The 23618-nt window shown below is 61.1% G+C and carries 27 protein-coding genes and 1 pseudogene; 18 read left to right on the top strand and 10 right to left on the bottom strand.

Annotated features, from left to right (window positions below; all coding sequences use genetic code 11):
* Positions 1-35: 35 nt before the first annotated feature.
* From FW796_RS21710 to arsH, 3 genes are read left to right on the top strand one after another with little or no spacing between them, the layout of a single operon-like run.
* Complete coding sequence (locus FW796_RS21710) at positions 36-383, top strand: metalloregulator ArsR/SmtB family transcription factor (RefSeq protein ID WP_346636066.1); 348 nt, start codon at positions 36-38, stop codon at positions 381-383.
* Between the two features lie 51 nt (positions 384-434).
* Positions 435-905 carry an arsenate reductase ArsC gene (locus FW796_RS21705; RefSeq protein ID WP_346636065.1) on the top strand — a complete coding sequence of 157 codons (471 nt, stop codon included), beginning with the start codon at positions 435-437 and terminating at the stop codon, positions 903-905.
* Between the two features lie 24 nt (positions 906-929).
* Positions 930-1622 carry an arsenical resistance protein ArsH gene (gene arsH / locus FW796_RS21700; protein ID WP_346636129.1) on the top strand — a complete coding sequence of 231 codons (693 nt, stop codon included), beginning with the start codon at positions 930-932 and terminating at the stop codon, positions 1620-1622.
* 62 nt (positions 1623-1684) lie between these two features.
* On the opposite strand, the gene FW796_RS21695 is transcribed toward arsH, so the two are convergent.
* Positions 1685-2377 (bottom strand): tRNA (adenine(22)-N(1))-methyltransferase, encoded by a 693-nt coding sequence (locus FW796_RS21695; RefSeq protein WP_446439997.1) that lies wholly within the window; start codon positions 2375-2377, stop codon positions 1685-1687.
* Between FW796_RS21695 and FW796_RS21690 the strand changes: the two genes are divergently transcribed.
* Positions 2362-2886: a hypothetical protein gene (locus FW796_RS21690; RefSeq protein ID WP_404939319.1), complete on the top strand. Its 525-nt coding sequence runs from the start codon at positions 2362-2364 to the stop codon at positions 2884-2886. The two genes, FW796_RS21695 and FW796_RS21690, sit on opposite strands and share 16 nt — an antisense overlap.
* A gap of 52 nt (positions 2887-2938) precedes the next feature.
* Positions 2939-3151, top strand: a complete 213-nt coding sequence (locus FW796_RS21685; RefSeq protein WP_159897905.1) for a hypothetical protein — start codon at positions 2939-2941, stop codon at positions 3149-3151.
* Between the two features lie 27 nt (positions 3152-3178).
* Here the strand turns inward: FW796_RS21685 and FW796_RS21680 are convergent, their stop codons facing one another.
* Entirely contained in the window at positions 3179-3667 is a 489-nt protein-coding gene (locus FW796_RS21680) for a hypothetical protein (RefSeq protein WP_446439996.1), read from the bottom strand.
* A gap of 286 nt (positions 3668-3953) precedes the next feature.
* On the opposite strand from FW796_RS21680, the pseudogene FW796_RS21675 reads away from it, so the two are divergent.
* Both FW796_RS21675 and FW796_RS21670 read left to right on the top strand, forming a co-directional pair.
* Positions 3954-4335, top strand: a pseudogene (locus FW796_RS21675) (AAA family ATPase).
* 51 nt (positions 4336-4386) lie between these two features.
* Positions 4387-4863 (top strand): GNAT family N-acetyltransferase, encoded by a 477-nt coding sequence (locus FW796_RS21670; RefSeq protein WP_346636061.1) that lies wholly within the window; start codon positions 4387-4389, stop codon positions 4861-4863.
* 107 nt (positions 4864-4970) lie between these two features.
* On the opposite strand, the gene FW796_RS21665 is transcribed toward FW796_RS21670, so the two are convergent.
* Complete coding sequence (locus FW796_RS21665; RefSeq protein ID WP_123724540.1) at positions 4971-5132, bottom strand: DUF2986 domain-containing protein; 162 nt, start codon at positions 5130-5132, stop codon at positions 4971-4973.
* A gap of 648 nt (positions 5133-5780) precedes the next feature.
* Between FW796_RS21665 and FW796_RS21660 the strand changes: the two genes are divergently transcribed.
* A complete protein-coding gene (locus FW796_RS21660) occupies positions 5781-6062 on the top strand; it encodes a hypothetical protein (RefSeq protein ID WP_346636060.1) in 282 nt (93 codons plus the stop codon).
* 28 nt (positions 6063-6090) lie between these two features.
* A complete protein-coding gene (locus tag FW796_RS21655; protein WP_346636059.1) occupies positions 6091-6741 on the top strand; it encodes a hypothetical protein in 651 nt (216 codons plus the stop codon).
* 21 nt (positions 6742-6762) lie between these two features.
* Here the strand turns inward: FW796_RS21655 and FW796_RS21650 are convergent, their stop codons facing one another.
* The 4 genes from FW796_RS21650 to FW796_RS21635 all read right to left on the bottom strand — a co-directional run bounded on the left by FW796_RS21650 (position 6763) and on the right by FW796_RS21635 (position 11816).
* The gene (locus FW796_RS21650) at positions 6763-9597 is read right to left on the bottom strand and encodes a TonB-dependent receptor (protein WP_404939309.1); all 2835 of its coding nucleotides are present in this window, start codon (positions 9595-9597) and stop codon (positions 6763-6765) included.
* 97 nt (positions 9598-9694) lie between these two features.
* Positions 9695-10660, bottom strand: coding sequence for a FecR domain-containing protein (locus tag FW796_RS21645; protein ID WP_446439995.1), 966 nt, complete (start codon positions 10658-10660; stop codon positions 9695-9697).
* On the bottom strand, positions 10657-11163 hold the full coding sequence (locus tag FW796_RS21640) for a sigma-70 family RNA polymerase sigma factor (RefSeq protein WP_346636056.1): 507 nt from the start codon (positions 11161-11163) through the stop codon (positions 10657-10659). The genes FW796_RS21645 and FW796_RS21640 overlap by 4 nt, the downstream gene beginning before the upstream one ends.
* Positions 11164-11375: 212 nt before the next feature.
* Complete coding sequence (locus FW796_RS21635) at positions 11376-11816, bottom strand: Lrp/AsnC family transcriptional regulator (RefSeq protein WP_404939305.1); 441 nt, start codon at positions 11814-11816, stop codon at positions 11376-11378.
* Between the two features lie 139 nt (positions 11817-11955).
* On the opposite strand from FW796_RS21635, the gene FW796_RS21630 reads away from it, so the two are divergent.
* The 6 genes from FW796_RS21630 (at position 11956) to FW796_RS21605 (ending at position 18721) form a co-directional block, all read left to right on the top strand.
* Complete coding sequence (locus FW796_RS21630) at positions 11956-15003, top strand: aminotransferase class III-fold pyridoxal phosphate-dependent enzyme (RefSeq protein ID WP_446439994.1); 3048 nt, start codon at positions 11956-11958, stop codon at positions 15001-15003.
* A 190-nt stretch (positions 15004-15193) separates the two neighbouring features.
* Entirely contained in the window at positions 15194-15982 is a 789-nt protein-coding gene (locus FW796_RS21625; RefSeq protein WP_346636053.1) for an ABC transporter substrate-binding protein, read from the top strand.
* A gap of 63 nt (positions 15983-16045) precedes the next feature.
* Complete coding sequence (locus FW796_RS21620; protein ID WP_346636052.1) at positions 16046-16693, top strand: amino acid ABC transporter permease; 648 nt, start codon at positions 16046-16048, stop codon at positions 16691-16693.
* 9 nt (positions 16694-16702) lie between these two features.
* The gene (locus FW796_RS21615) at positions 16703-17362 is read left to right on the top strand and encodes an amino acid ABC transporter permease (protein WP_346636051.1); all 660 of its coding nucleotides are present in this window, start codon (positions 16703-16705) and stop codon (positions 17360-17362) included.
* Positions 17359-18123 (top strand): amino acid ABC transporter ATP-binding protein, encoded by a 765-nt coding sequence (locus tag FW796_RS21610; RefSeq protein ID WP_346636050.1) that lies wholly within the window; start codon positions 17359-17361, stop codon positions 18121-18123. Before FW796_RS21615 ends, FW796_RS21610 begins: the two co-directional genes overlap by 4 nt.
* 205 nt (positions 18124-18328) lie before the next feature.
* Positions 18329-18721 (top strand): MerR family transcriptional regulator, encoded by a 393-nt coding sequence (locus tag FW796_RS21605; RefSeq protein ID WP_346636049.1) that lies wholly within the window; start codon positions 18329-18331, stop codon positions 18719-18721.
* Here FW796_RS21605 and FW796_RS21600 read toward each other — a convergent pair.
* Positions 18707-19687 (bottom strand): NAD-dependent epimerase/dehydratase family protein, encoded by a 981-nt coding sequence (locus tag FW796_RS21600; protein ID WP_404939301.1) that lies wholly within the window; start codon positions 19685-19687, stop codon positions 18707-18709. The genes FW796_RS21605 and FW796_RS21600 overlap by 15 nt on opposite strands.
* A 359-nt stretch (positions 19688-20046) precedes the next feature.
* Between FW796_RS21600 and FW796_RS21595 the strand changes: the two genes are divergently transcribed.
* The 3 genes from FW796_RS21595 to FW796_RS21585 all read left to right on the top strand — a co-directional run bounded on the left by FW796_RS21595 (position 20047) and on the right by FW796_RS21585 (position 22142).
* Positions 20047-20754 carry a lecithin retinol acyltransferase family protein gene (locus tag FW796_RS21595; RefSeq protein WP_446440134.1) on the top strand — a complete coding sequence of 236 codons (708 nt, stop codon included), beginning with the start codon at positions 20047-20049 and terminating at the stop codon, positions 20752-20754.
* A gap of 190 nt (positions 20755-20944) precedes the next feature.
* The gene (locus FW796_RS21590) at positions 20945-21604 is read left to right on the top strand and encodes a hypothetical protein (RefSeq protein WP_446439993.1); all 660 of its coding nucleotides are present in this window, start codon (positions 20945-20947) and stop codon (positions 21602-21604) included.
* Between the two features lie 109 nt (positions 21605-21713).
* A complete protein-coding gene (locus FW796_RS21585) occupies positions 21714-22142 on the top strand; it encodes a hypothetical protein (RefSeq protein ID WP_446439992.1) in 429 nt (142 codons plus the stop codon).
* Positions 22143-22298: 156 nt separating this feature from the next.
* On the opposite strand, the gene FW796_RS21580 is transcribed toward FW796_RS21585, so the two are convergent.
* Positions 22299-22985 carry an HD domain-containing protein gene (locus tag FW796_RS21580; RefSeq protein ID WP_446439991.1) on the bottom strand — a complete coding sequence of 229 codons (687 nt, stop codon included), beginning with the start codon at positions 22983-22985 and terminating at the stop codon, positions 22299-22301.
* Positions 22982-23590, bottom strand: coding sequence for a TetR/AcrR family transcriptional regulator (locus FW796_RS21575; RefSeq protein WP_446439990.1), 609 nt, complete (start codon positions 23588-23590; stop codon positions 22982-22984). Before FW796_RS21575 ends, FW796_RS21580 begins: the two co-directional genes overlap by 4 nt.
* Between the last annotated feature and the right edge of the window lie 28 nt (positions 23591-23618).

Genomic DNA, 23618 nt, shown 5'->3' with positions numbered 1-23618 from the left:
GTATATTCGCTTTTCCATATATTCAAGCCGCCACCATGATGACGCCTTCCGAAGTATTCAAGAGCCTTGCCGACGAAACCCGCGCCCGCGCCACCCTGCTGATCGCGCATCAGGGCGAACTGTGCGTCTGCGAGCTGATGTGCGCCCTGGACGACAGCCAACCGAAGATCAGCCGCCATCTGGGCCACCTGCGCAGCAGCGGCCTGCTGCTGGATCGCCGCCAGGGGCAGTGGGTTTATTACCGCCTCAATCCTGACCTTCCCGCCTGGGTGCACCAGATCCTGCAAGTGACCCTGCACGCCAACGCCGACTGGCTCCAGGACAACGCTGCCCGCCTGCAGAACATGGATGGACGCCCGGTCCGCGCCGCGGCCTGCTGCTGAATCGGCAAACGAGTGAACCTTTGATATCCGCCGCAGCGGAAGGAGCAATCCATGCGAGTGCTGTTCATGTGCACGGCCAATAGCTGCCGCAGCATCCTCTGTGAAGCCCTGTTCAACCATCTGGCGCCCGAGGGATTTGCGGCCCTGAGTTCCGGCAGTTTTCCCAAGGGCCAGGTGCTGCCCCGCAGCCTAGCCACCCTGGAGCGGGCCGGCATCACCACCGCCGGCCTGTACAGCAAGGGCAACGACGCTTTCGCCGACAACCCGCCCGATATCGTGATTACCGTGTGTGACAAAGCGGCGGGCGAAACCTGCCCGGTGTACTTCGGTCCCGCGCTCAAAGCCCACTGGAACCTGGAAGACCCCTCCGACGTCCGCGGTGACGAAGCCAGCGTCGACGCCGCCTTCCGCGCCACCCTGGCGCACATTGAGCAGCGCTGCCAAGCCTTCCTCAACCTGCCCTTCAACCATCTCAGCCGTGAGCAACTGCAGCACGAACTGAACCGTATCGGCACACTCTGAGCCGGAGGACACATGTCAGAACACCTGTCAGAACAACTGCCCAACCTCGACCTCTCCCTGTTCGATGGCGAGCACGCCAGGCCCGAGCACAAACCTCGCATCCTGCTGCTGTACGGCTCGACCCGGGAGCGCTCGTTCAGCCGCCTGCTGGTCGAAGAAGCCGCGCGCCTGCTGCAGCACTTTGGCGCCGAAACCCGGATCTTCGATCCGTCCGGATTGCCGCTGCCCGACGACGCTCCCGTGGACCATCCCAAGGTTCAGCAACTGCGGGATCTGGTGCAATGGTCCGAAGGCCAGGTCTGGTGCTCGCCGGAGCGCCACGGCGCAATGTCGGCGGTGTTCAAGGCACAGATCGACTGGATTCCCCTGGAGCTCGGTGCCGTGCGCCCAACCCAGGGCAAGACCCTGGCGGTGATGCAAGTGTGCGGCGGCTCGCAGTCGTTCAACGTGGTCAATCAGCTGCGGGTACTGGGCCGCTGGATGCGCATGTTCACCATCCCCAATCAATCCTCGGTGCCGAAGGCCTACCTGGAATTCGACGAATCCGGACGGATGAAACCCTCGGCCTACTACGACCGGGTCGTCGACGTGATGGAGGAGCTGGTGAAGTTCACCCTTGTGCTACGGGACCAGCACGCGTTCCTGGTGGATCGCTACTCGGAACGCAAGGAAAGCGCCGAGCAACTCATGGCCCGGGTCAACCAGCGTTCGATCTGAGAGCACGATCCCCGGGCCCTATCGCTGGGTCCCAGACGTTGCGGCCCACTTGAAGCGCCGGCTCAAGCCAGCAACTCGCTGATCCATTGCGTCTGGCGGACGATCTCTTGCACCTTTTCCTCGGGCACTGCCTGAGCCTGGGCGAAGCTGGCCAGAGTACGCTGCTTCAGCCGCAGCAGGCGCTGCCACTTGGCCAGGAACGCCGGGCTGCGGGCCTGCATCTGCAACGGGCCGAAGTACAGTTCCCGGGCGCTGTACTGCACCGGCCCGAGACGCTCGGCGACGATGATTTCGTAGTCGAAGCGGTTCTCTCGCAGCACTTCCTCGGCCAGGATGCGGTAGTCATGTTCCATCAGCCATTGGCGCAATGGCTGCTCGCCGCCGTTGGGCTGCAGGATCAGACGCTCCTCACCGCTCAAGCACGCCTGGCCGCCGTCGAGGATGTCACGGATAGTCTCGCCGCCCATGCCACAGATACTGATCGCCGTGATTCCATCTGCCGGTTCGATCGCGGCCAGACCGTTGGCCAGGCGCACGTCGATCTGCTGCTCCATGCCGCTCTCGCGCACCGCGCGCTGGGCCGAGCGGAACGGCGTCAACGCCACCTCCCCGGCCACCGCCGCAACGATGGTGCCGCGGCTGACCAAGGCCAACGGCAAGTAGCCGTGATCCGAGCCGATATCAGCCAGGCGCGCACCGGCCGGCACATGCGCCGCCACACGCGCCAGGCGCATGGACAATGTCTGTTGCTTCAACTGCTGCCCCTTTTCACCACCAAGGTCCGGCACCTTGGGCCGGATCGGGGGGCGATTCTGGCGAGCAATGTCGTGCTTTTCAAATTTATGCGACCGGAACCTGGGATGCAGTGCAGAAAAGGCCCGCTCCGGACGGGGTCGAGAGCGCCGTCCTCCATGGCGGGTTTCTGAGCAGGAGCAGACCTTGGTTGCTGGCTGCATGCACCCTGGTCAGTGATAGACTCCCTGCCCATTTGGAAGCTGAAAAAATGCTCTGTCCAGAATGTGAACAAGGCGAAGTGACCAAGGTTAAAGTGCGGGCAACGCAGGAGATTCTGTACGTTTGCCAAGAGTGCGAGTCGCTGTGGCTCACTGCCGAAGTCATTGGCACCGAGCCGTTCAACAGTTTCACTTCCTACATGGAGGAACTGGGTTTACCGCCGCTTTGGAGCTCGCTGTATGTCCTTGAGCCAGAAAAGATCACCGGCCGTCAGGCACGAAAATACCTGCGCTCGGTCGGCTCGATCTAGGTTGGTCGAGCCAAAACGACGATAGCCTCCCCCACACTCAGAAGCGCAAGAGATGAACTACCAACTCTGGATGGAACCGGATGACTGCCAGACCTTCTGTCTGAGCGGCCCACAGGGAAACACCGCACGCAAACTGCTTCACCCCGACGCCCAGCTTGTGTGGGAAGTTGAAGCCCACAGCCACTTCGAAGCAATGACCCAGTACTACGCGTACATGGAGTGGGGCGAATACAAGACCGACCTTGCCGAACAAGAGCAAACGTAGTGGGCGGCATGCTTTGGCCCAGGAGCGTCAGGCGGACTGAGCGTCGGCCCAGGCCTGGTTGCTTCGATGGCGACCCAGCCCCAACGCATCGAACTCATCCTCACCGACCTTGGCCACGACCCCGATCCGGCGCAAGGCGCGACTGATCGGAGAGTCCGGCCAGGGGCTCATGTCGTCCTCCTCGTCGCCGATGTTCAGCACCACCTCGCCTTCAAGCCAGACAACGGCGTCTTGCCCGCCTGTACCGCCATGGAAGTAGGTCGCGGCATAAACAATAGGACCTCGATCCGAGAGCTGCGCCGCCAGCTCGGCAACACCGCACGCCAGCTCACCCGAGAAGGGGCGTACGGCGGACAGCCGCCCCTGTGCTCGTCCCTGGAGTTGCACCTCGAGCGCCTCGGTCACCGGGATCAACGCCAACCCTTGGCACAGCGGACACAGCACCGCGGACGGCAGCTCAGCCCGCACTTCGGCCAGTACCTCGAGCGGCCCGATCAGGGTCTGAATCCAATGCATGTTGTCCGTTCCCTTCTCTTGTGGTCGGCCCCTGGAGGGTCAATGCCATCGATTCGGTATCGACCTTCGCGTTACAGCCTTCGATGATGTCGTCGCGAGGAGCGAAGTCGACGATATAGCGCTGGCCCGGGCGCAACTCTACATCACGGGCCGCAAAGCCGCACGGGGCGGCACCGGTGTCCGGGGCCGGATAATCCGCAGCTTTTTTGCTCGTTTTCGAAGAGCACAGGTTTTTCGTGCCATTGGTGACTGCTAGGCTTGGCGGTTTTTCAGCAGGGACTGGCTCATGCAGCGCATCGTGATTCTGGGTAATGCGGGAAGTGGCAAATCGACCCTGGCCCGTGAACTGGGTCGCCGCCTTCAGTTGCCGGTCGTACACCTGGACAGGCTGTTCTGGGAGCCCGGCTGGGTGGAGGCGGACAATGAGGTTTTCCGCAGCCGAGTCCGGCAGGCCGTCTGCGGGGATGCCTGGATCTGTGAAGGAGTTCCTGAAATTCCTGAGTTTCGTGTGGAATTTCGATAGGGTAAACCGCCCGGGCATCGAGGCTGTACGCCTGGCTATCGGGCCACAGGTTCCTGTCGTTCACCTGCGCAGTGCCCAAGCGGTTGGGGCATTTGTGCAGGACTTGTCCGCCACGGCCCAAGGCAGCTTCAAGTTGCAAGGATAATGCTCGCCGCAGTTGCGAGTTGTTGTGTCTTCACCCACCACCAGGAAAATCATGGACATTCGATTGACGCAAACCAGGGACTGGATGCTGTTGAAGCGCGTTCGTCTCGCGGCACTTCAGGACACCCCTACTGCCTTTGGCGTGAGTTACCAGACTGCCGCCCACTACAGTGACCAGCAGTGGCAGGACCGCGCCTCGTCAACCGGTAGCCAATTCTGGCTGGCCTTCAAGGACCAGCAGCCGGTGGGAATGATCGGTGCCGCAGTCAGTGCCGAGAACCGCTACAACTTGATTGGCATGTGGGTAGCCCCCGACGCACGGGGCAGCGGCGTGGCCGCAAAGCTGGTGGACGCGGTGAAATCCCGTGGGCGAGACCAGGGCCATGAGTGCGTGTATCTGGACGTCGCCCCCGAGAACGCAAGAGCCGCACACTTCTATCTGAAGCAGGGATTCGCCTTCATCGATGAATGGGAACCCCTGGAAAGCCATCCCCAGATCAAGGTGCAGACCATGCTCTGCCCCCTGTAGAACTGACCCGGCCACGCCTCTACTGGCCAGAGGCGTGCTCCGCCCGAGAAAAGATAGCGTCGCGCAGGTCGGCCAGATAAGGATCCATCGGGCTTCAAGCGGACGGATCAGCTCTCAGTGACAACCACAGCGTCGTCATTGGACTCGGTGGCCAGCTTCGCCCGATCAGCCTTGCTGATGTACTTGGACTTTTTTTGCGGAGCCAGTTTGGCACTGGCCTTCTTGGCGTGGGCCTTCAATAGCTGCTGGATTTTTTTACGGCGATTCATGTGGGGCTACCCGGCTTTTTAAGTGCCGACATGATATCAGCCGCCGCTCGGCGGGGCTGGTAACTCTTCGCCAATCCACTGACCGTTGGAACCCAGCAATGAACCCTGACTCGTGCAACGGGCAAGTATTTCTGCTGGCAATACCCGCCCTTCTCGGGGATTGCCAAGCATGCTCAGAAGAGACCCCCGCCCAAACTAGAGAACAATCTCCAATGGGCAGCGAGGCACTTCTGGGGGCGCTCTCAAGTGAACTCGGCACAAGGCACGATCGATTCCATATCAGGCTCCGCAGGCAAACTCTGGCGACCGTTACTTCAACTTATAGTGATACCGACACTCGGTGAGTGGTCCATTTCCACGCTGGGTCTAAAAGTTTCCTCCATTGGCCCGGGATCTATTGCGGCCCTTCCCGACAGATCGCAATGGGCCGGAAGCTACCGCTCAAGAGCATGAAAAACCTATCGTCCCCCGTTGTTTCGTGAACAACCGGTAATGCCAGGTGAGCTCCACATCCCAGCGAAACAACCATGGTCTCCCGATCGAAACGCTGGAATAATGGCCTCAAGTCGATGCCTTTAGCCTATCCAATGCGCAGCGATACTTGACCTTGGCGCTAGCCTTGAAGGCCAATTAACAAAGGGAAGCCTCATGTATTTTGATCATGTAGAAGAGCGTGAAGAAAACGGATCTTTTTATATCGTCGCCATAGATGCGCAAAGTGGAAGTGAATATCTAGTTAATAATCTCGCAGTAATCCAGACCTCGGCGAGCAGTCTTGAAGGTTTCAAACTTGCCATATCCACTCCTCCTGACAAGTATGTGTACAGGGGAACTTTCCAATCAAAAGAACAAATGGAAAGGTTCTCAAAGGAAATCACAAAATTGATCATGAGCGCAGACTTTAAAACAAACAGCATCTTCCGCACTTAAAACAAGGCAGAGCTGGAGCAGCAAAAACATGACCTTCACCAATGAAATGGCCGGCGCCTTTGCTGCCAGCAATCCGCTGCCGGCCCTGCTGCAGCAAACCCTTCAATGGCTGGAAGATCACGGTTGCGTGCGGACCCGGCGCGATGGGGTGCGCTATATGACCCTGCACCCCGAACCTGAATACAGCGCTATCGCCACTACAGCTTTCTACCTGCCAGAACCTGCCCGAAGCGCCTATTGGACCGCCAGCGATGATCCCGAGGTGAACCAACGCCTGGTGATATTCCTGCGAACTGGCGCAGACGGTTCCTGGGCCGGGCTGTGGCGGGACGACAATGACCGGCAACGCATGGTCCACTTGGGCTCGGGTTCAGGTTCGCTGATGCTCTGCGTGCTGACGGACACCACGCAAGACCTCTTGCGCCTGCTGGCCATTGGTTACAACGAGCTGTGCTGGCCAGAGCAATTTGAGTGCACGCCGGAACAGGTACGTGAGGATGAATACGCCGATGACGACTACCCGCCTCCTCCCCTGCTGTTGCGAAGCTATGTTGAACAGCGATTGGGGCTGAGCATTCCGCCGCGGGCATCGGCGATAGTCCCCACCACCGTCAGCATGGACGCCGCGGAATCGGACGATCCGTTCTGGAACTGGCTCAAGCGTGTCAGAGGGGAGTGATCGACTCCCCTCCTACCCCTCTCAGAACTTCGCCTGCATCCCCACCCGCAGCGTGCGCCCCGGTGCCGGCATGAAGCTCTGCGCCAGCGGGTCCAGATAGTAGCGATCCGTAAGGTTTTGCAGCGACACATTGAGGCTGGCGTCTTCCTTCAACTTGTAATTGAGGAACAGATCGAACAGCGCCACTTCGCGGTAGTTCAGCTGTGGCGTGGTGGGACCGGTCTGCCAGGGCTTGTCGGCGGTGACGGTGGGCCCCGAGGTGTAGGTAATGCGCGTGCCCAGGGTCAGGCTCTGGTCGAAGAAGCGCAGGCCGGTGGTCAGGTTGCCGGCAAAGCGCGGCGGGTTCTGGGTGTTGGTGTAGGAGCCCATGAAGCTGCCCGGGGTGCAGTCCGGGGTGGCGGCGGTTTTCTGGTAGGGGTTGCTGGTGGCTCGCAGGGTGGCGGCGAAGGCCGCATCACAGGTTTCAGTCTTCAGGTAGTAGGTGGACGACAGGTCGGCAAACATCCGTCCGGCATCGTAGTGGGTTTGCAGTTCCAGGCCACGGGTGGTGTAGCTGTCGGTATTGCTGAAGCGCATCAAGCCCCACAGGCCCGGGCTCGGATCGTAGTAGCGGGTGATGTAGTTCTTGATGCTGTTGTTGAAGTAGGCGAGCTTGATCGCCGCCGAATCGTCCTCCACGAACAGCCCCTTGTGCAAGGTGCTGGCACCGATCTCCCAGTTGCTCGAACGCTCGGGCTTGAGCCCCTTGCCCGGCGTGGTCTGCTGCACACCGCGACCGGTCTCGAACAGCGAAGGCATGCGAAAACCCTGGGTGTAGGAGGCATAGACGAAGGTGTCTGGCAGCACTTCGAGATTGATCCCGAAGGCCGGAGCAAAGGCACCACCGCGGTTGCTGTCCTTGCCCGAATAGTTGAACCCGGTGACCACCCGCCCCACTTGCGAGTCGCCAACCTCCGTCTCGGTCGCGCCGTATTGGTTATAGGGCGTGCCCTCGAACGGGAAGTTGGTGTTGTTGAAGACAATCGCGTTGTTCAAGCGTGGGTCGGTCGCATCGGTGTACAGCCCGTTCTGGTCCGGGAACCACATCAGGTAGCCATAGTCACCCGGCTTTGAGACGGTCACGTACTTGTGTTCTCGCTCCTCTTTGCGCGCAGTCGAATAGGCGACATGGTCCTTGCTGTGAAAGTGGGTGTAGCGACCGCCGCCCCACAGCGTCAGGCTGTCCACCGGTTTGTATTCCAGCTTGCCGTTGAAGCTGAACTCTTGCCGGGAACCCTCGCGCAAGCTGCGGTTGGCGTTGATGTCGTCCTGGGTGGTGACCACGCCTTTTTGCGGGCGCAGTTCCTCCAGCTGAAACGAGCCGCCCAGGTCCAGTTTCAAGTCGCCGTAGTCGGTGGTAAAGCGCGACGTGTTGGCCAGCCCCCCACCCGTGCGGCGGTTGGCCTGGCGGCTCCAGGAGCGGTCCGTGCGATAGGCCTGGGAGGCCGGTGCCGACCATGCGCTCAGTTGGCTGGTCTGCGCATCGGTCATCCACAGGTCGGCAGTCAGGTCCACCAGCGGGTTGTCCGAGGGCAGGTAGTTGTAGCGCGCGGTGTAGGTGTCGATCTGGGTGTGGCCCAGGGGGTACTGGTAGATGCCACCGGTGCCGAAACGGAAGATGTCCGAGGGCATGATCTCGCCGATGCGCCCGTCATAGCGGCGATAGCCGAGGTCGAAGGTGTGGCCGTCCGCCGGACGCAGGGTGGTCTTGAGCAGCCACGATTCGGTCTTCGACGAGGAGTTGAGCACCTCTTCCCCGGCGTTGTAGGTGGTGGCCACGCTGGTCTCTTCATCACCGTAGCGGTCAAAGGTGCGGTAGCGATCCTGGCCCTTCTTGCCGGCGAAATAGTTGCCCTGGTTGCGATGGGCGTAGGCCGCCACCACATCGAAAAACTCATGGGTATAGGCGAACGCGGCGCTGCCGGCCTCCGCGTCCGAGCCGAACAGCCCGCCACGGCTCTGGTGCGGTTCCGAGTACAGGTCCTCGGTCTTGGAGTGGGGGTCGCGACGGGCCGGAGCCACACCGTTGTTCCAGACATCGCCCTTGAGCCGCAGGCCGACATTCTGACCGTCCTTGAGGATGTCGCCGACGCCAAGAGTGCGCATCTTTACCGTGCCGCCGATAGCGCTGGAAGTCAGGCTCGGGCCCTTGTCGATGGCGATGTCGCTGATCATGTCCGGGTCGATGTAGCTGCGTTGCTGGGTGCCGGCATAACCGCGATAGACATCCAGCGCCTGTTGCGAACCGTCCACCGTCACCGCCACCCGGCTCTGGCCCTGGATGCCGCGAATGTTCACATCCAGGCCGCCGCCATTGCGGCTGTCGCCGACCTGCACCCCAGGCTGGCCCTTGAGCACGTCGCCCACCGACACCACGCCGAAGCGCTGCATGTCGTCGGCGGAGATGTACACCGACGAACGCGGCGCCCGGTACACCTCCTCCTCGTCAGGGTTCTCGCCCTTGATCTTCTGCGTCGGCAACGACACCGCATCAGAGCGCAGGCGCAAGGCATAGCCGCCGTCGGCCTGGCGCACGTAGCCCAGGCCGGTGCCCGACAACAATTTGTTCAAGCCCGCTTCGGTATTGAAATCCCCTTGCAGGCCCTGGCTGGTCTTGCCCGCCGTGAGCAGCGCACTGCCCGCCATGCTGATCCCCGCTTCGGCGCCAAAACGCGACAGCACCTGGTCCAGGGGACCGGCGCCGATGCTGTAGTGACGCTCGCCGGCAGCCAGCACCGTCTCGCTGTAGAGCGGTTGCAGGCTGAGCAACAGCAGGCCGAAGGTATGGGTACGCAAGACACGAGCGGGGAAAATCATGCAAGGCTCCTAGGGATCGAAACCCACCTGTGCCGGTGGGTAATACCTGAAGGCCAAGCCAGATCGAAAAAACTATCGCGCGAGTGAAAAAAAATTTTCAGGCCGGCACCACAGTCACCCAATAACGGGTTCTGCGCTCGATGCGCACCGGCAGGGTATTGGCCACCAGGGCCAGGGCGGCATCGGTGTCGTCCAGTTGAAAACTGCCGGTCACCCGTAAAGCGGCAACAGCTTCGCTGCAACGTAAAAAACCCGGGCGATAGCGCGCCAACTCAGCCAGCAACTGATCCAGGCGCATGCGCTCGGCGGGCAGGATGCCGCGCATCCAGGACTGGGCCAGAAACACATCGATGGCACTGGGCCGCCCTGCTCCCCGGCCATCGACTCGGGTTTGCCAGCCAGCCTGCAATGGCAGCGGGGTCGACTGCTGCCGGGCACTGACCTGCACCAGCCCGCGCAGCACGGTCACCTGAGTGCCCTGGCGATCATGGCGCACCAGCAAATGGGCGCCGCGGCTGTACAACAGCGCATCCGGTGTTTGCAGTTGCAGGGAGGCCGATCCGGCCGGGGTATCCAGCGCCAACTCGCCCTCGATCAACTGCACGCTGCGCTGCCCCGCACTCAAGTCCAGGTTCACCGCACTGGCGGTGTTCAGCCACAACGACCCGCCGTCCGCCAGGGCCCAACGTCGCCGTTCACCGATACCGGTGCGATAACGGGCCAAGGCTGAACGCACCAGGGTGGAGTCCGCCCCCTGCCAGGAAATGCCGCCCAGCAGTCCCAGCGCCAACAGGCACTTGAGCACTTGCCGCCGCCGTTGTGGATCGGCACCCGCCGACTGCAAGGCCCGGCGCGCCGTGGCATCGGCCAGCAGATGAGCCCCCGGCTGCAACATCAGCGGCAAACGGCTGACCCGCTGCCAGGCGTACTCATGCTCGGCACTGGCCTCGCGCCACTGCTGCAAGGCCTGGTGGTCCGCAGCACTCATCAGCCCGGACTGCATCTGCACCAGCCAATCGATGGCGCTGTCCCGCACCCGGGGATCGACCGCCGCGCCGCTCATTCAAACAGGCTCGCATAGCAGACGCTGAACGCCCTGCCCATGTCCCGCTGCACCTGGGCCACGGTCAAGCCCAACTGCACGGCGATCTGCGCATAGGTCAAGCCATCGAGCTGGGACAGAAAGAAAATCTGCCGCACCCGCGACGACAAGCCCACCAGCAGCGAATCCAACTGCAGCAGGGTCTCGATCATCAGATGCCGCTCCTCCGGCGAAGGCTCCTCCCCCATCGGCCGCGCCGCCAACGCCTCCAGATAGGCCCGCTCGATGGCCTGACGGCGCCAGCGATTGATCAGCAAGCCATTGGCGATGGTGGCCAGAAACGCCATGGGCTGGCGCAGCTCACGCACATCCTCCTGGGAGCGCAACACGCGGATAAAGGTGTCGTGAGCCAGGTCCTCGGCATCGGCGCTGTGCCCCAAGCGCCGATGCAACCAGCCGCGCAGCCAGCCGTGATGGTTCGCATACAACTGGGCGACAGGCGAGGAAAGGCTGTGGTTGTGCATGGGAGATTCGCATTAATGATAATGCTTCTCATTTTATGGTTTGCGAATGGGAGTTGTACAGCGCGGCACGTTGCGATTGCCGTAAAGGGCCAGGCCCGACTCCACAGATCAGGCCACTGGGATCAGGCGCCAAGCGTGCATTGCAGAGCGTTTGAGGGCTTGTCCGGCCTTTCCCGCAGGCAAGCTCCATCAAGTCTTGCCGCCGCGGCGGATCAGGATGTCTGTCGATCGATATCGCGACGAAGAACCACAGCCGTGGTGATGTCCTCGACGGATTCGTGACTGGCTACGGCATCCCGGACTCGGTTCAGATCATCAATGGTGCGTGATTCAGTCTCAATCACCAGGTCGAGCTGGCCACTGACCGAGGAGATGCGGCGCACCTGCGAGTGCTGGGCCAGAAGGTCCAGCAGGCTGATGGCCGGCGTGCGTTTCAGGCACACCAGAAACATGGCGCGAATCACATTGGCGTCGATTTCGCCGATATCCGCACGATAGCCTCTGATCACCCCATTGCGTTCAAGGTTGAGGACGCGCTCGCTGGTGGCACTTCTGGACAGTCCGATTCTCGCGGCCAGGGCCTTCAGGGCAATCCGCGCCTCTTTAGACAGAATGTCCAGTATTTCGCGATCTTTCGCGTCCAGGTCGCGCATTGAAACTCCTCAAATTGACTGCCGAGTTTGTGCCGGTCGATTCCGACAATATGCAGGCCAAAGCCGACCGCATACCTACTGCCCTCGAAGATTTCGCATGCCAAGCTAACTGAAAAAAATAACTTGGAAAACCATTACCATGACCGACCTTTGCCACCCCGCCCCGCAGTTCTCGCCACGCGATGCCGAACACTTGGCTGAGCAGCTTTTCAATGTCATCGCTACGGCTTCGCCTCTGGACGGCGAGCGAGACTGCAACTTCCGGTTGAACACAGCAAGCGATGCGGGATGGATTCTGAAAGTCGTCAACTCCAGCGAACCACCCATTGAAAGCGCGCTGCAGACCGCCATCCTCAGCCATCTGGCCCATCACAGCCCCGAGCTTGGCGTGCCGCAGCTGAAGAAAAGCCTGACCGGCGACTGGCTCGCCTCGGCAATGGCGCCCTCTGGCGAAACCCACGCGGTGCGCCTGGTGAGCTGGTTGCACGGTACTCCGCTGGCCGAAGTCCAGCGCACGTTCGAACTCATGCGCAGCCTGGGTCAATCATTCGCCGACATGGATCATGCACTTCAGGGCTTCATGCATCCCGGCGCGGTTCGCGATCTGGAGTGGGATCTGCGATACGCCGCACGTTCCCGAGCCCGCCTGCATTTCGTCAAAGACCCCGACAGACGTGCCATTCTGGAGCGCTTCATCGATGATTTCGAAACCCGGGTCGAACCCAGGCTTGCGCGCTTGCGCACCCAGGTCATTCACAACGACGGCAATGACTGGAACATCCTCGTCGACCCGCAGAACCACCAGCAGGTCTCGGGCATCATCGATTTTGGCGATGCCGTGCACACGGTGCTGATTGCCGAAGTCGCCATCACTTGCGCCTACGCCATTCTCGACATGCAAGACCCCATCGGCGCGGCCGCCGCTCTCACCGGCGGCTTCCATGAGCGCTACCCACTGCAGCCGCAAGAGCTGGACGTGCTGTTCAATCTGATCGCCATGCGCCTGGTCATCAGCGTCACCTTGTCGGCCTCGCGCCACGAGCAGACCCAGGACAATCCCTACCTGGCCATCAGCGAAGCCCCGGCCTGGCGCCTGCTGGAAAAGATGGATCGCATGAACCCGCGCCTGGCGACGGCGATCCTGCGCAAAGCCTGTGGTTTTGACGCGATAGAAGGTGCCGGGGCCATTCGCCGCTGGGTGGATGAAAACCGCCAGTCCTTTGCGGATATCGTGCATCCATCGGCGGCGACCCTGAACAAGGCCATTGTGCCGTTCGCCGATGCTGCCCATGAAATGACCATCGCCTCAGCCGAGCAGCGCCCGGCAGAGGCCACCCGGTGGTGGAATGATTTCTCTGCTGAACATCAGGTGCCGCTGGGCATCGGGCCATGGGGCGAAGCCAGGACCATCTACACCGACAGCGCCTTTGAATCTCGATTCATTGAAGGAGAGCGTCGGATCATGCACCTGGGTGTCGACTTGATCATGCCGGCCGGAACGCCTCTGTACACACCGCTTGCCGGTGTGGTGCAGAGCGTCGAGGTCGAGCCTGAACCGCTGGGCTATGGCGGCTTGATCATGCTCAAGCACTCGCCGGCAGGCTGTCCGCCCTTTCTGACCCTGTGGGGGCACATGGCCCACGAAGCGCTGACCCGCCTCAAGCCCGGGGACCGTCTTGAGGCCGGCGCGCTGGTGGGTCACATGGGCGCGGATACGGAAAATGGCGGCTGGCTGCCCCATGTGCATTTCCAGATGTCCACCGACACCCAGTTGCAAGCGAGCGAGTTCATCGGCGTCGGTGAGCGCGCCTATCTTGAGGTGTGGGCCGACCTGTTCCCGGATGCATCGACGCTGGCCGGAATCCCCGCGGAAACCTACCACCAGGAAGGACGAACCAAAGCGCAGATCGTGGCCAAGCGTAAGGAAATGCTGCTTCCCAACTTGTCGATTTCCTACTCGGACCCGATCAAGTTCGTACGCGGTGATGGGGTCTGGTTGATCGACAACTTTGGCCGCGCCTATCTGGACTGCTTCAACAACGTCTGCCATCTCGGCCACTCCCATCCCGATGTGGTGCAAGCCCTTTCGCGCCAGGCTTCACGCCTGAACACCAATACCCGTTACCTGCACGACAACATCGTGGAGTACGCCGAGCGACTCACCGCAACCTTGCCCGAAGGCCTGGCGGTCGCCTCCTTTGGCTGTTCAGGCAGCGAAGCCAACAGCCTGATGCTGCGCATGGCGCGCAATCACACCGGGCGCAACGATGCCATCGTGCTGGATTGGGCTTATCACGGCACGACCCAGGAGCTGATTGACCTCAGCCCCTACAAGTACAAGCGCAAGGCCGGCAAGGGGCGTGCAGCGCATGTATTCGAGGCGGCCGTGCCGGATGCCTACCGCGCAGCGGATGACTGGCCATTCGAAGAGCTGGGCAAGCGTTTCGCGCAAAGTGTCGCCGAGCAGATCGACAGCATGCGCAAGCAGGGCCGAGCCCCGGCATTCTTTTTGGCGGAGTCCATTCCCAGTGTCGCCGGGCAACTGTTTTTCCCGGAAAACTACTTGCAGGAGGTCTATGCAATGGTTCGTGCCGAAGGCGGTCTGTGCCTGGCCGATGAAGTCCAGGTCGGCTTTGGCCGAGTGGGCAGCCACTGGTGGGCCTTTGAAACCCAGGGCGTGGTACCCGATGCTGTGTCCATGGGCAAACCCATTGGCAACGGCCATCCCATGTCGGCGGTGGTGACCACACGCGAGATGGCCGACAGCTTCAACAACGGCATGGAGTACTTCAATACCTTCGCCGGCAGCCCGGTTTCATGTGCCGTGGGGCTCAGCGTTCTCGATGTGATTGAGCGCGACAACCTGAAACTCAACGCGTTGACGGTGGGCAACTATCTGCTCGAAGGCTTTCGCAAGCTGCAGCAGCGATACGCGGCCATTGGCGATGTACGCGGACTGGGGCTGTTCCTCGGGATCGAACTGGTCACTGATCGCAAGAGCAAATCTCCGGCCACGCAACTGGCCAAAAAGGTCGCCGATGGTGCCCGGGAGCGCGGCGTTCTGATCGGCACCGAAGGCCCCTATGACAACGTTCTGAAAATGCGCCCATCGATGATTTTCAGTCACAAGAACGCCGACTTCCTGCTTGAGGTGCTGGACGAAAGCTTCCAGGCTGCCCTGCGCTAGAGCGTCCGGATCGGCGCGCGAGTGACAGCCTGCGCGCCCGGCCGACATAGTGTCGGCCAACTCCGGCAATGTGTCCGGCTGGCGGACACCTTGCCTGGTGCTTTCCAGAACGGCCTATGCAAAGCTTTTCCCGAGGCCTGGGTGAAGAGCCCAAAAACAATAATTAATAATTCTTCAAAGGTGCCATCCAATGCTAACCAGAACGCTCAAGGGTCTGCTTGCTGCATCCACCGTCGCGGCCGCGGCGCTCCTCTGTCCTACAGCCGTTCAGGCAGATGACTTGCAGTCGATCCAGGAGTCCAAAGAGATTCGCATCGCCATGAGCGGTCAATACTCGCCCTTCAGCTTTGCCAACGAGCAGAACCAGATCGTCGGATTCGACGCCTCCATCAGCGAAGCCCTGGCCCAACGGCTCGGGGTGAAAGTGAGCATTGTCACCACGCCCTTCGACGGGATCATTGCCGGGCTCCTGGCCAAGAAATATGACGCCATCATCGCCTCGATGACCATTACCCCGGAGCGCCTGAAGGCCGTGGATTTCGTTGGCCCCTATTACCACGCCGGCCGCACCATCGTGGTGAAAGAGGACTCGCCGATCAACAGCCTGGATGACCTGAAGGATGTGACGGTGGGCGTTACCCTTGGCGACGCCCACGACAAATGGGCCAGGGCGCGCGGCAACCTGAAGGTGAAGACCTACAAAGGCCTTCCCGAAATGCTGGTCGACCTGGAGGCCGGGCGCCTCAACGCGCTGGTGATGGACAGCGTTCCGGTGCTGGTCGCCGTCAAGGAAACCGGGCAGAAAGTTCGCATCATCACGCCACCCGACAGTGACGGCGGCGTTGAAGGCATGGGCATTGCGCTGCGCAAGCACAACCCTGAACTCAAGGCTGCAATGCAGCAGGCGCTGGACGATATGCTCGCCGACGGCAGCTACGAAAAGATCTCGATGCAGTGGATCGGCAAAGACATTCGCTGACTCAGCTGCAGCCTGGCTCGACCTGTCGTCGGGCCAGTCAATCCGACTTTTCCGAGCCTGCCCATGGATCTGACACTTATACAGCGCACCCTGCCGTTCTTTCTGGAGGCGGCCTGGATCACGGTGCAAGTTTCGCTACTGGCACTGGTGCTGGGTTTGCTGGTGGCAATCGTGCTGGTTGCTGCCCGACTGTCCGGCTTTTTCCTGCTTCGATGCCTGGCCAGGGTCTACGTCAGCGTTTTTCGCGGCACGCCCTGCCTGGTCCAACTCTTCCTCATCTACTTTGGCGGCCCGCAAATCGGCCTTGAGCTGGAACCGTTTTCCGCTGGGGTCCTGGGCCTGGGCCTGAACATCGCGGCCTACATGGCCGAATCCATTCGTGGTGCGATCAGCAACGTCGATCCCGGTCAGGTCGAAGCCGCACGTTCAATCGGTTTCGGCAAGGGCCAGACCCTATGGCTGATCACACTTCCGCAAACCGCGAAGCTGATGATCAGGCCTCTGGGCGTCAATGCGGTCGCGCTGATCAAAGGCTCGGCCCTGGTTTCGACCATCTCCGTGGTTGAACTTTCCTACACGGCGCAGCGCTTTATCAGCTCCACGTACAAGCCGTTCGAGATATTCATGGTGTCGGCCATTTTGTACATCGCCATGGTCTACACGGTCAGGCTGATGGTTGACCACCTCGATAAACGCTTCGCGGCAAAGTGAGACGCCTCAATGCCAAGCCTTGACCTGAGTATCGTGACACCCTATTCCGAGCTGCTGGCGACCGGGCTCTGGTGGACCATCGTCTTGTTTCTCTGCTCCAGTGTATTGAGCCTGATTGCCGGAATAGCCTTTGCCCTGATCGTTCTCTACACCCCCAAACTGGTATCCCTGCCCATACGTTTCATGACCTGGCTGCTGATGGGTACGCCACTGCTGCTGCAGCTGTACGTGATCTATTACGGCCTGGTGCAAGTGGGGATTGATATCCCGGCACTGATGGCCGGCATCATCGGCCTCAGCCTGCACTTCGCCGTCTACAACGCCGACGTTATTCGTGCCGGGGTGATGTCGGTCGACCCCGGGCAGATTGAAGGTGCGCGCTCCATTGGCCTGAGCCGCAGTCAGACCCAGCGCTACGTGATTGTCCCGCAAGCACTGCGCAGCACTCTGGCGCCGCTGGGCAACAACCTGATTGTCCTGTTAAAGGACACATCCCTGGTGTCCATCATCGGTATTGCCGAGCTGGTCTACAGCGCCCAGCGCGCTGTGAGCGAGACCTATAGCCCGTTCGAATTCTATTTGGCCGTCGCGGTGATTTATTACGCGGTCAATCTTGTTCTGGAAGCCGGCCTGCACCTTCTTGAAAATAAGGTAGAGATGTCACGATGACCACAGAAAAACTCATGGTTGAAGTCAAGGGTGCGCGCAAGGCTTATGGCGCACTTGAAGTGCTCAAAGGCATCGATCTGTCTGTCTCGCGCGGACAGATCATCGCCATCATCGGCCCCAGTGGTTCGGGCAAAAGCACCCTGCTGCGCTCAATCAATCACTTGGAAGTGCTGAACGAGGGTGAAGTCTGGCTAGAAGGCGAACACGTCAACCGGCCCTTGAAAGGTCGCGCATTCGAACAGCACATCAATAGCGTGCGCCAGCAGATGGGCATGGTGTTCCAGCACTTCAATCTGTTCCCGCACTTGACCGTGCATGAAAACATCGCCCTCGGACCGATCAAGCTCAAAGGGTTGAGCAAAACAGCGGCTCGCGAACTGGCCATGGAGTACTTGGCCAAGGTGGGCCTGGCCAACAAGTTCGACGAGTACCCTTCTCGCCTGTCCGGCGGACAGAAGCAGCGCGTGGCCATTGCCAGGGCCCTGGCGATGCGCCCCAAGGTCATGCTGTTTGATGAGGCCACCTCGGCGCTGGACCCGGAGCTGGTGGAAGAGGTCAACCAGGTCATGAAACAACTGGCCGCCGAGCACATGACCATGTTGATCGTCACTCACGAAATGCGCTTTGCCGGTGAAGTGGCCGACCGGATCATCTTCATGGACGGCGGGGTGGTGGTCGAGGAAGGAGCGCCGCAAGAGATCCTGCAAAACCCGACTCACGAACGAACCCGATCATTCTTGAAAAAGCACCTGCACGCCTAGATGAGTTGCGCTCGCCCCCTGTCGAAGGTTGTTTTGCGTCAGGGGAGCTGTGTTTTCCGAGCACTTGCCGACCTCTCTGTTCGTGGCCCGCGGATGCTGGCACTAGCGGGTGATGGTGCCTTCACGGCAAACAGATCCAGCCAAGCGTCATCGAACCACAGTCAGTAAACTGCGGGCCGGAACTGGATGAGCGAGAGAGCGTTGTATGTACATAGGTGAACTTGCCACGTTGTCGGGATGCACGCCCAAAGCCCTGCGTCTGTATGAGCAACTGGGCCTGCTGACCCCGCAGCGCCGTGGCAGTTATCGGCTGTACAGCCCCCATCACTTGACGCTGGTGCAGATGATCCGCAGCGCCCAGGCGGTGGGGTTCAAACTGGCAGAGATGAGCGAGTTGCTGGCCGCCAAGCACCATCAGGCCCCCTTCCCCCTGGCACTGGCCAATCAGGGTATCGAGGCCAAGCGCCTGGAGTTGCAAGCGCAGATCCAGGCCTTGCAGAGCCAGGAGCAGCAACTGACGCAGTTGCAACAACAGATCAACCAGCAGTTCGCCCCCGCAGCAGTGCCGAGTGCTGCGCCAGAATCAGCGCAGCAATAGATGGGCAAATGCCTCCCTGAGGGCGTCATGGGGTGAGCGCGGCTGGTAGCCCAACTCGTTGATGGCCTTATCGATGCAGTAACGCTGGCGCACCCCATAAAACATCCGCACCTGGCTCAGCAGCAACTCCGCGGGCTGACCGGTGTAGCGCGCCCGCTGTTCTTGCAGCCAGGCGATCAGCAACAACAAACCCTTGGGCGCGCGGCGCGGTAGCCGATATTCGGGGCAAAGCGTGTTGAGCGCTGCGATGACCTCGGCCAACGATGAAGACTGTTGATTGGCCAGTAGGTAGCGCTGGCCCGGGCGACCCTGCTCCGCCGCGCGGATCAAGCCATCGGCCACGTCACGCACATCGACAAAGTTGAAATGAAAATTCGGGTCCAGCACCAGCTTGCGCCCCAGCACCGCCGCCAGAAATCCCATCGTGTCCGTCAGCCGCGTGGCATGAGGGCCGATGATCGCCGAGGGCAATACCGCCACCGTCGGCAGGCCATAGGCCTGGGCCATGTCCCAGGCGGCGCGCTCAGAGAGAATTTTCGACCGGTAGTACGGGTTTTGCTGATCGCTGTTCCAGCTGTTTTCATCCAGGCGCTGACCGTTGTGCCCAACCGCTGCCACGGAGCTGACATAGACCACACGCCGGACCCCGGCCTCGGCCGCAGCGCGCAGCACATTACGCGTACCTTGCACGTTGGCCTCGACGATCTCGGCGTAGGGATTCCTCGCCCAGTGCTTGAACACGGCCGCCACCTGATACAGCACCTCTACCCCTTGCAGGGCCTGACGCAGAGAGTCAGGGTCTTGCAGCTCGGCGCGTACCTTCTGGCAGTCGAGGCCGTTCAGGGCGGAGCTTCGGTCCGGGTCACGCACCCCGGCGCGCACCTGTTGCCCGCGAGCCAGCAGCGCCCGCACCAGGGTGTTGCCCAGATGCCCATTGGCACCGGTGACCATCGATACTCTACTCATGGATTGCCTTATCCGCTGACGGCGGAAGCTGAAACAGACAAGACAGGATGCGGGTTGTCCCAAGGGACAGAGTCAAGCACTGATCTCAGACACCGTTGTAGACGAGGACACAGCCCCTTCCCTGCCTGCCTATTCGGCGCACGACACGGTGCCGCGCCCCGATAGCGGCATTTTGATAGCAATGTCCTTGTGCCGTTGTTTATGATGCAACCCATGCTCGGGGCGACAATATTGGCTATACGCCCATGAGCCACTGGAAATGCCTGCATGAAGACTGCGACACGGATCAAGCCCCTCGATATCACCGGAACGCTTGCGAATGCCGCCTCCAAAAGCACATCACTGGAGCCTTGTTGGACATGTACCCCACTGGAACTCATCTGATTGTCGGCCGAGGTCTCTATACCCATCACGGGATTTTTGTCGGCAGGAATCGCGTGATCCACTACTCAGGCATGGGTTCGGGGCTTCATAAGGGATGCATCGAGTCGACCTCCCTTGCAGACTTCCTGCAAGGCAAGAACGCCAGGATCAAGACTTACCGGAAAGTCTATTTCAGGGGGCCCGATATCTGCCGTCGGGCCCGATCCAGACTGGGTGAGGATCAATACAATCTTGTGTTCAACAATTGCGAGCACTTTGCCAACTGGTGCGCCACCGATCGACACACCAGCGAACAAGTCAGAGTCGCCAAACAGCGTCTGGGCGCAGTTGCCAACAGCCTGCTGATGCACCACGCAGCCAGACAAACGGCAGAGCAAACCACCAAGGTCTTGCTCACCCAAGGTGGCGCCGCCGCTGCACGCAACATGCTGGCCAGAAAGGCCGCCAGCACCACCGCGAGCCAAGTAGCGCAGTCATTGACCAGCCAAGCCCTGGCCAAGGGTGCCGTCAGTACCGCATCTGGTCTGGCCGCCGCTGGCGGTACCTCCAGCTTGACCGCTGCAGGTCTTGGCGCCCTGGGGTTCGCTGGAGGAACAGCCCTGGCCCCCGCACTAGCGACCGCAGCAGTGGCCGCAGGCGCGGCGTATCTGGTGGGCAGCCTCTGGGATTGGCTTACGGATTGATCGTGGCTGGTCGGATGCTCATCAACGCCTCGATAAAATGCGCCGTGCCCTGCTCTTTTCCTATGGTTGGTACTCAGAAAAAATCAGCAAGAAACCCGAAAAACGCAGCACCAACGCCTGCTAAACTCCCGTCCCCGAACCCACTTGAAGGTGACCACAGCTTCCGGTCGCCCATTGAAAGGACTCTCCCATGAACAAGCTGACCTACAGCCTTTTTGCCTCAACACTGGCCCTGTCCGTTGACGTTGCCCATGCCGCCTCCGTGGCCGAAGTCTTCACCGGCGACATGCTGGGCACCAATCAGCGTTACTTTGAATCCGTCGCCGGAATCCCTCGGGAGTCCTTCGGCGATGAACACAAGTTCAAAGTCCAGGGTTGCGACATCACCGCCACGGTAGAGGGCGGCAAAGTCAGCAAACTGCGCATGGAACTGACGCCCAGATGCCAGGCCGACCTGACCCAGTTCGTCGGCACCTACGCCCCGGCGCCAGGCAAACCTCTCACCGTCGGCGCCTTTACCGAGTCGTCCGGTGGCGGCCTGAGCTACAGCGCCAGTTGCCTGAGCATGTGCGGCAATGCCGCCGACCCTTCGGTCTATGCCCACTGGGAAGGCCCCCACGCCGTGGATTTCAAGGAAGTGCTGCTGGAGGTGGTGCTGGTCTCCGATGCCGCGCTCAACGCCGCCGACCAGTGGGAATCGCAGATGCGCAAAGCAGAAGGCGAAGACTACGTGATGGAAACACGCTTCAACTGCGACCGGAAATACGACGCCGCCGCGCAGAAGGCCTTTGACAAAGTGCAGGTCAGCGCGGTCACCATCGGCACCGGGCTCAAAGCGTCCGGTTGCTGACATTCAGCCCAAGAAGCCACACAGCAGCCGGGAGTGGACAACGACCGGCTGCGACGCTGCTGCCTCCACTTTCCACCCAACGCCCCCAGAGAACGCCCAAGGGAGGGAGATGAAACCCTTGTCCTCCCATGCAGGCACGCGCCGGCCATGGTACGTAAAGCTGCTCTGGATACCGCTGCTGTTTGGGCTGGTCACGCATTGGGACTTTGCGTTGCCAAGGGTGAATGTGCACTACTCCCAAGCCGGCCGGGATGAGCTCAGGTACATCTGGAATGTCCAGGATCGGATTGATAAAGGAGCAATGCTGCCCGGAGGCGGCGCAACCGGTCATGGCGCGCTCTTCCCGGACGATGAGTTCTTTATGGAGTTTTCCTGGTGGAGCAAGAACACCGGGCGTAATCACTGCATCAGCATCACCCCGCAATGGCCCAACACCCATATCTACCTGAACGCCGACGGCGACATCGACAGGCGAGAAAAGAGCGCAACCGATGGGCACCGGTTGGCGGAGTGTCGATGGGATCGGGCCAAGCCTTAGGTCGAGATCACGGGCGCAGCGGCAGCCTGTGTGACCTGTAACCATGGTTTTTGGGCCGGCGATGCCCCGTCATCTGTTTACGGTGACGGCTTGAACTGCAGAATGGCAAGGCACGTGCGAAGGCGAAATACTCGCCCCTCCACTGGGGTCCGTTCCTCAGCCGAGGCGGTCGATGGCGCTTGCAAGATTGACGCGGGCTTGCTGTTCGAATGCATCGAAGTACGGTGCGGTCGTATAGATGCGCCCGCGTGCCAGGAAGCCCTCCAGGACCTGACGCCGCTTTCGGCGGTACACAAACAGAGGCACATATCGGTACTCGCGACGGACTTGGCGGTCGTACTCCTCAAACCGCGCGGCCGATGCCCCAAGGATCGCCAGATCCGTGTCCACCAACACGGCCTCGTCTGCCGACGCTGGAGCGCCGTCGTGTCGCGTCACCATGATCAGGCCGTAAAGCCTGCGTCGGATTTCATCGCCCAGGCCGCTATCGCGTGCCACGTCGTCCAGCCATTGCGCACTGCGCAGCTCGTTGTCGCTGCGAAGTGGGTCGTATATGGCGTCATGAAACCAGAGTGCGAGGTCGACTTCAGCGGGGGCATGGCAGTCAGCGTTGATGAGGCGGCGCACCTGGAGGCATTCCTGCAAATGCTGGCAGTTGTGGTACGCACGGTGCGGCTCGCGGTAGCGTCGAACGAGCTCTTCGTAGGTTTCTCGCGCCGGGCATCCGACGCCAAGCTCCGCCCAGAGGCGAGCCCAGGCGGCGAAATCCACACCGTCAGGCACCTCGGGGGCGCTGTGCGCGCCGACCGGGAAGAGGCTGCTCCCTTCAGGCGTTCCCCTCATCGCTCCTCCTCCCCATCAATGTAACGCTCGACCCAGGTGCTCAACGTCGGTGCGGCGAAGGCCGTCGGCAGCAGTGGCCGCGCCGTGGTGGACAGCGTGAACGCCCCCTGGATAAAGCAGGTAATGCCCGCCACCAGCGCGTCGAGCCCTTGGGCGCGGCGTCCGCGTTCGGCGAATCGCTGCCGGAGCAAGCCCTTGAGGAGCTTCATCTGCGCCGCTAGCACAGCCTGATAGACCTCGCGCACGTCTGGGTCGTGGGCCGACTGCTCGCCGATCATCACCCATGCCGCCACCGCATCGGGCTGCGCGTCCGCACCATAGGCAAGGTGTGCGGCAATGTAGGCCTGAAGCCTTTGCTCCGCCGTCTGGGCCGCAGCGGCCCGGGACTCGTACCGTTGATGGGCGTAGCCGGCCAGTGAGTCGACCAGTGCCACCAAAATCTCGCGCTTGTCCTTGAAGTGGTAGTGCACAAGGCCAGGCGCTAGCTCCGCATGCCGGGCGATGGCCGCTATGGTTGCGCCTGCGTAGCCGGCCTTGGCCATGACGGCCTGGAGTGCCGCCACGATCTGGCCGCGTCTTTCATCAGTGTTCGAGCGCCGTGCCATGTCACCTTTCCAATGTTGGTTGCGCGAC

The organism is Pseudomonas sp. 910_21, from assembly GCF_052850735.1.
Note: the sequence above shows the minus strand (reverse complement) of the source record. Positions and strands in the feature narration are given on the sequence as shown.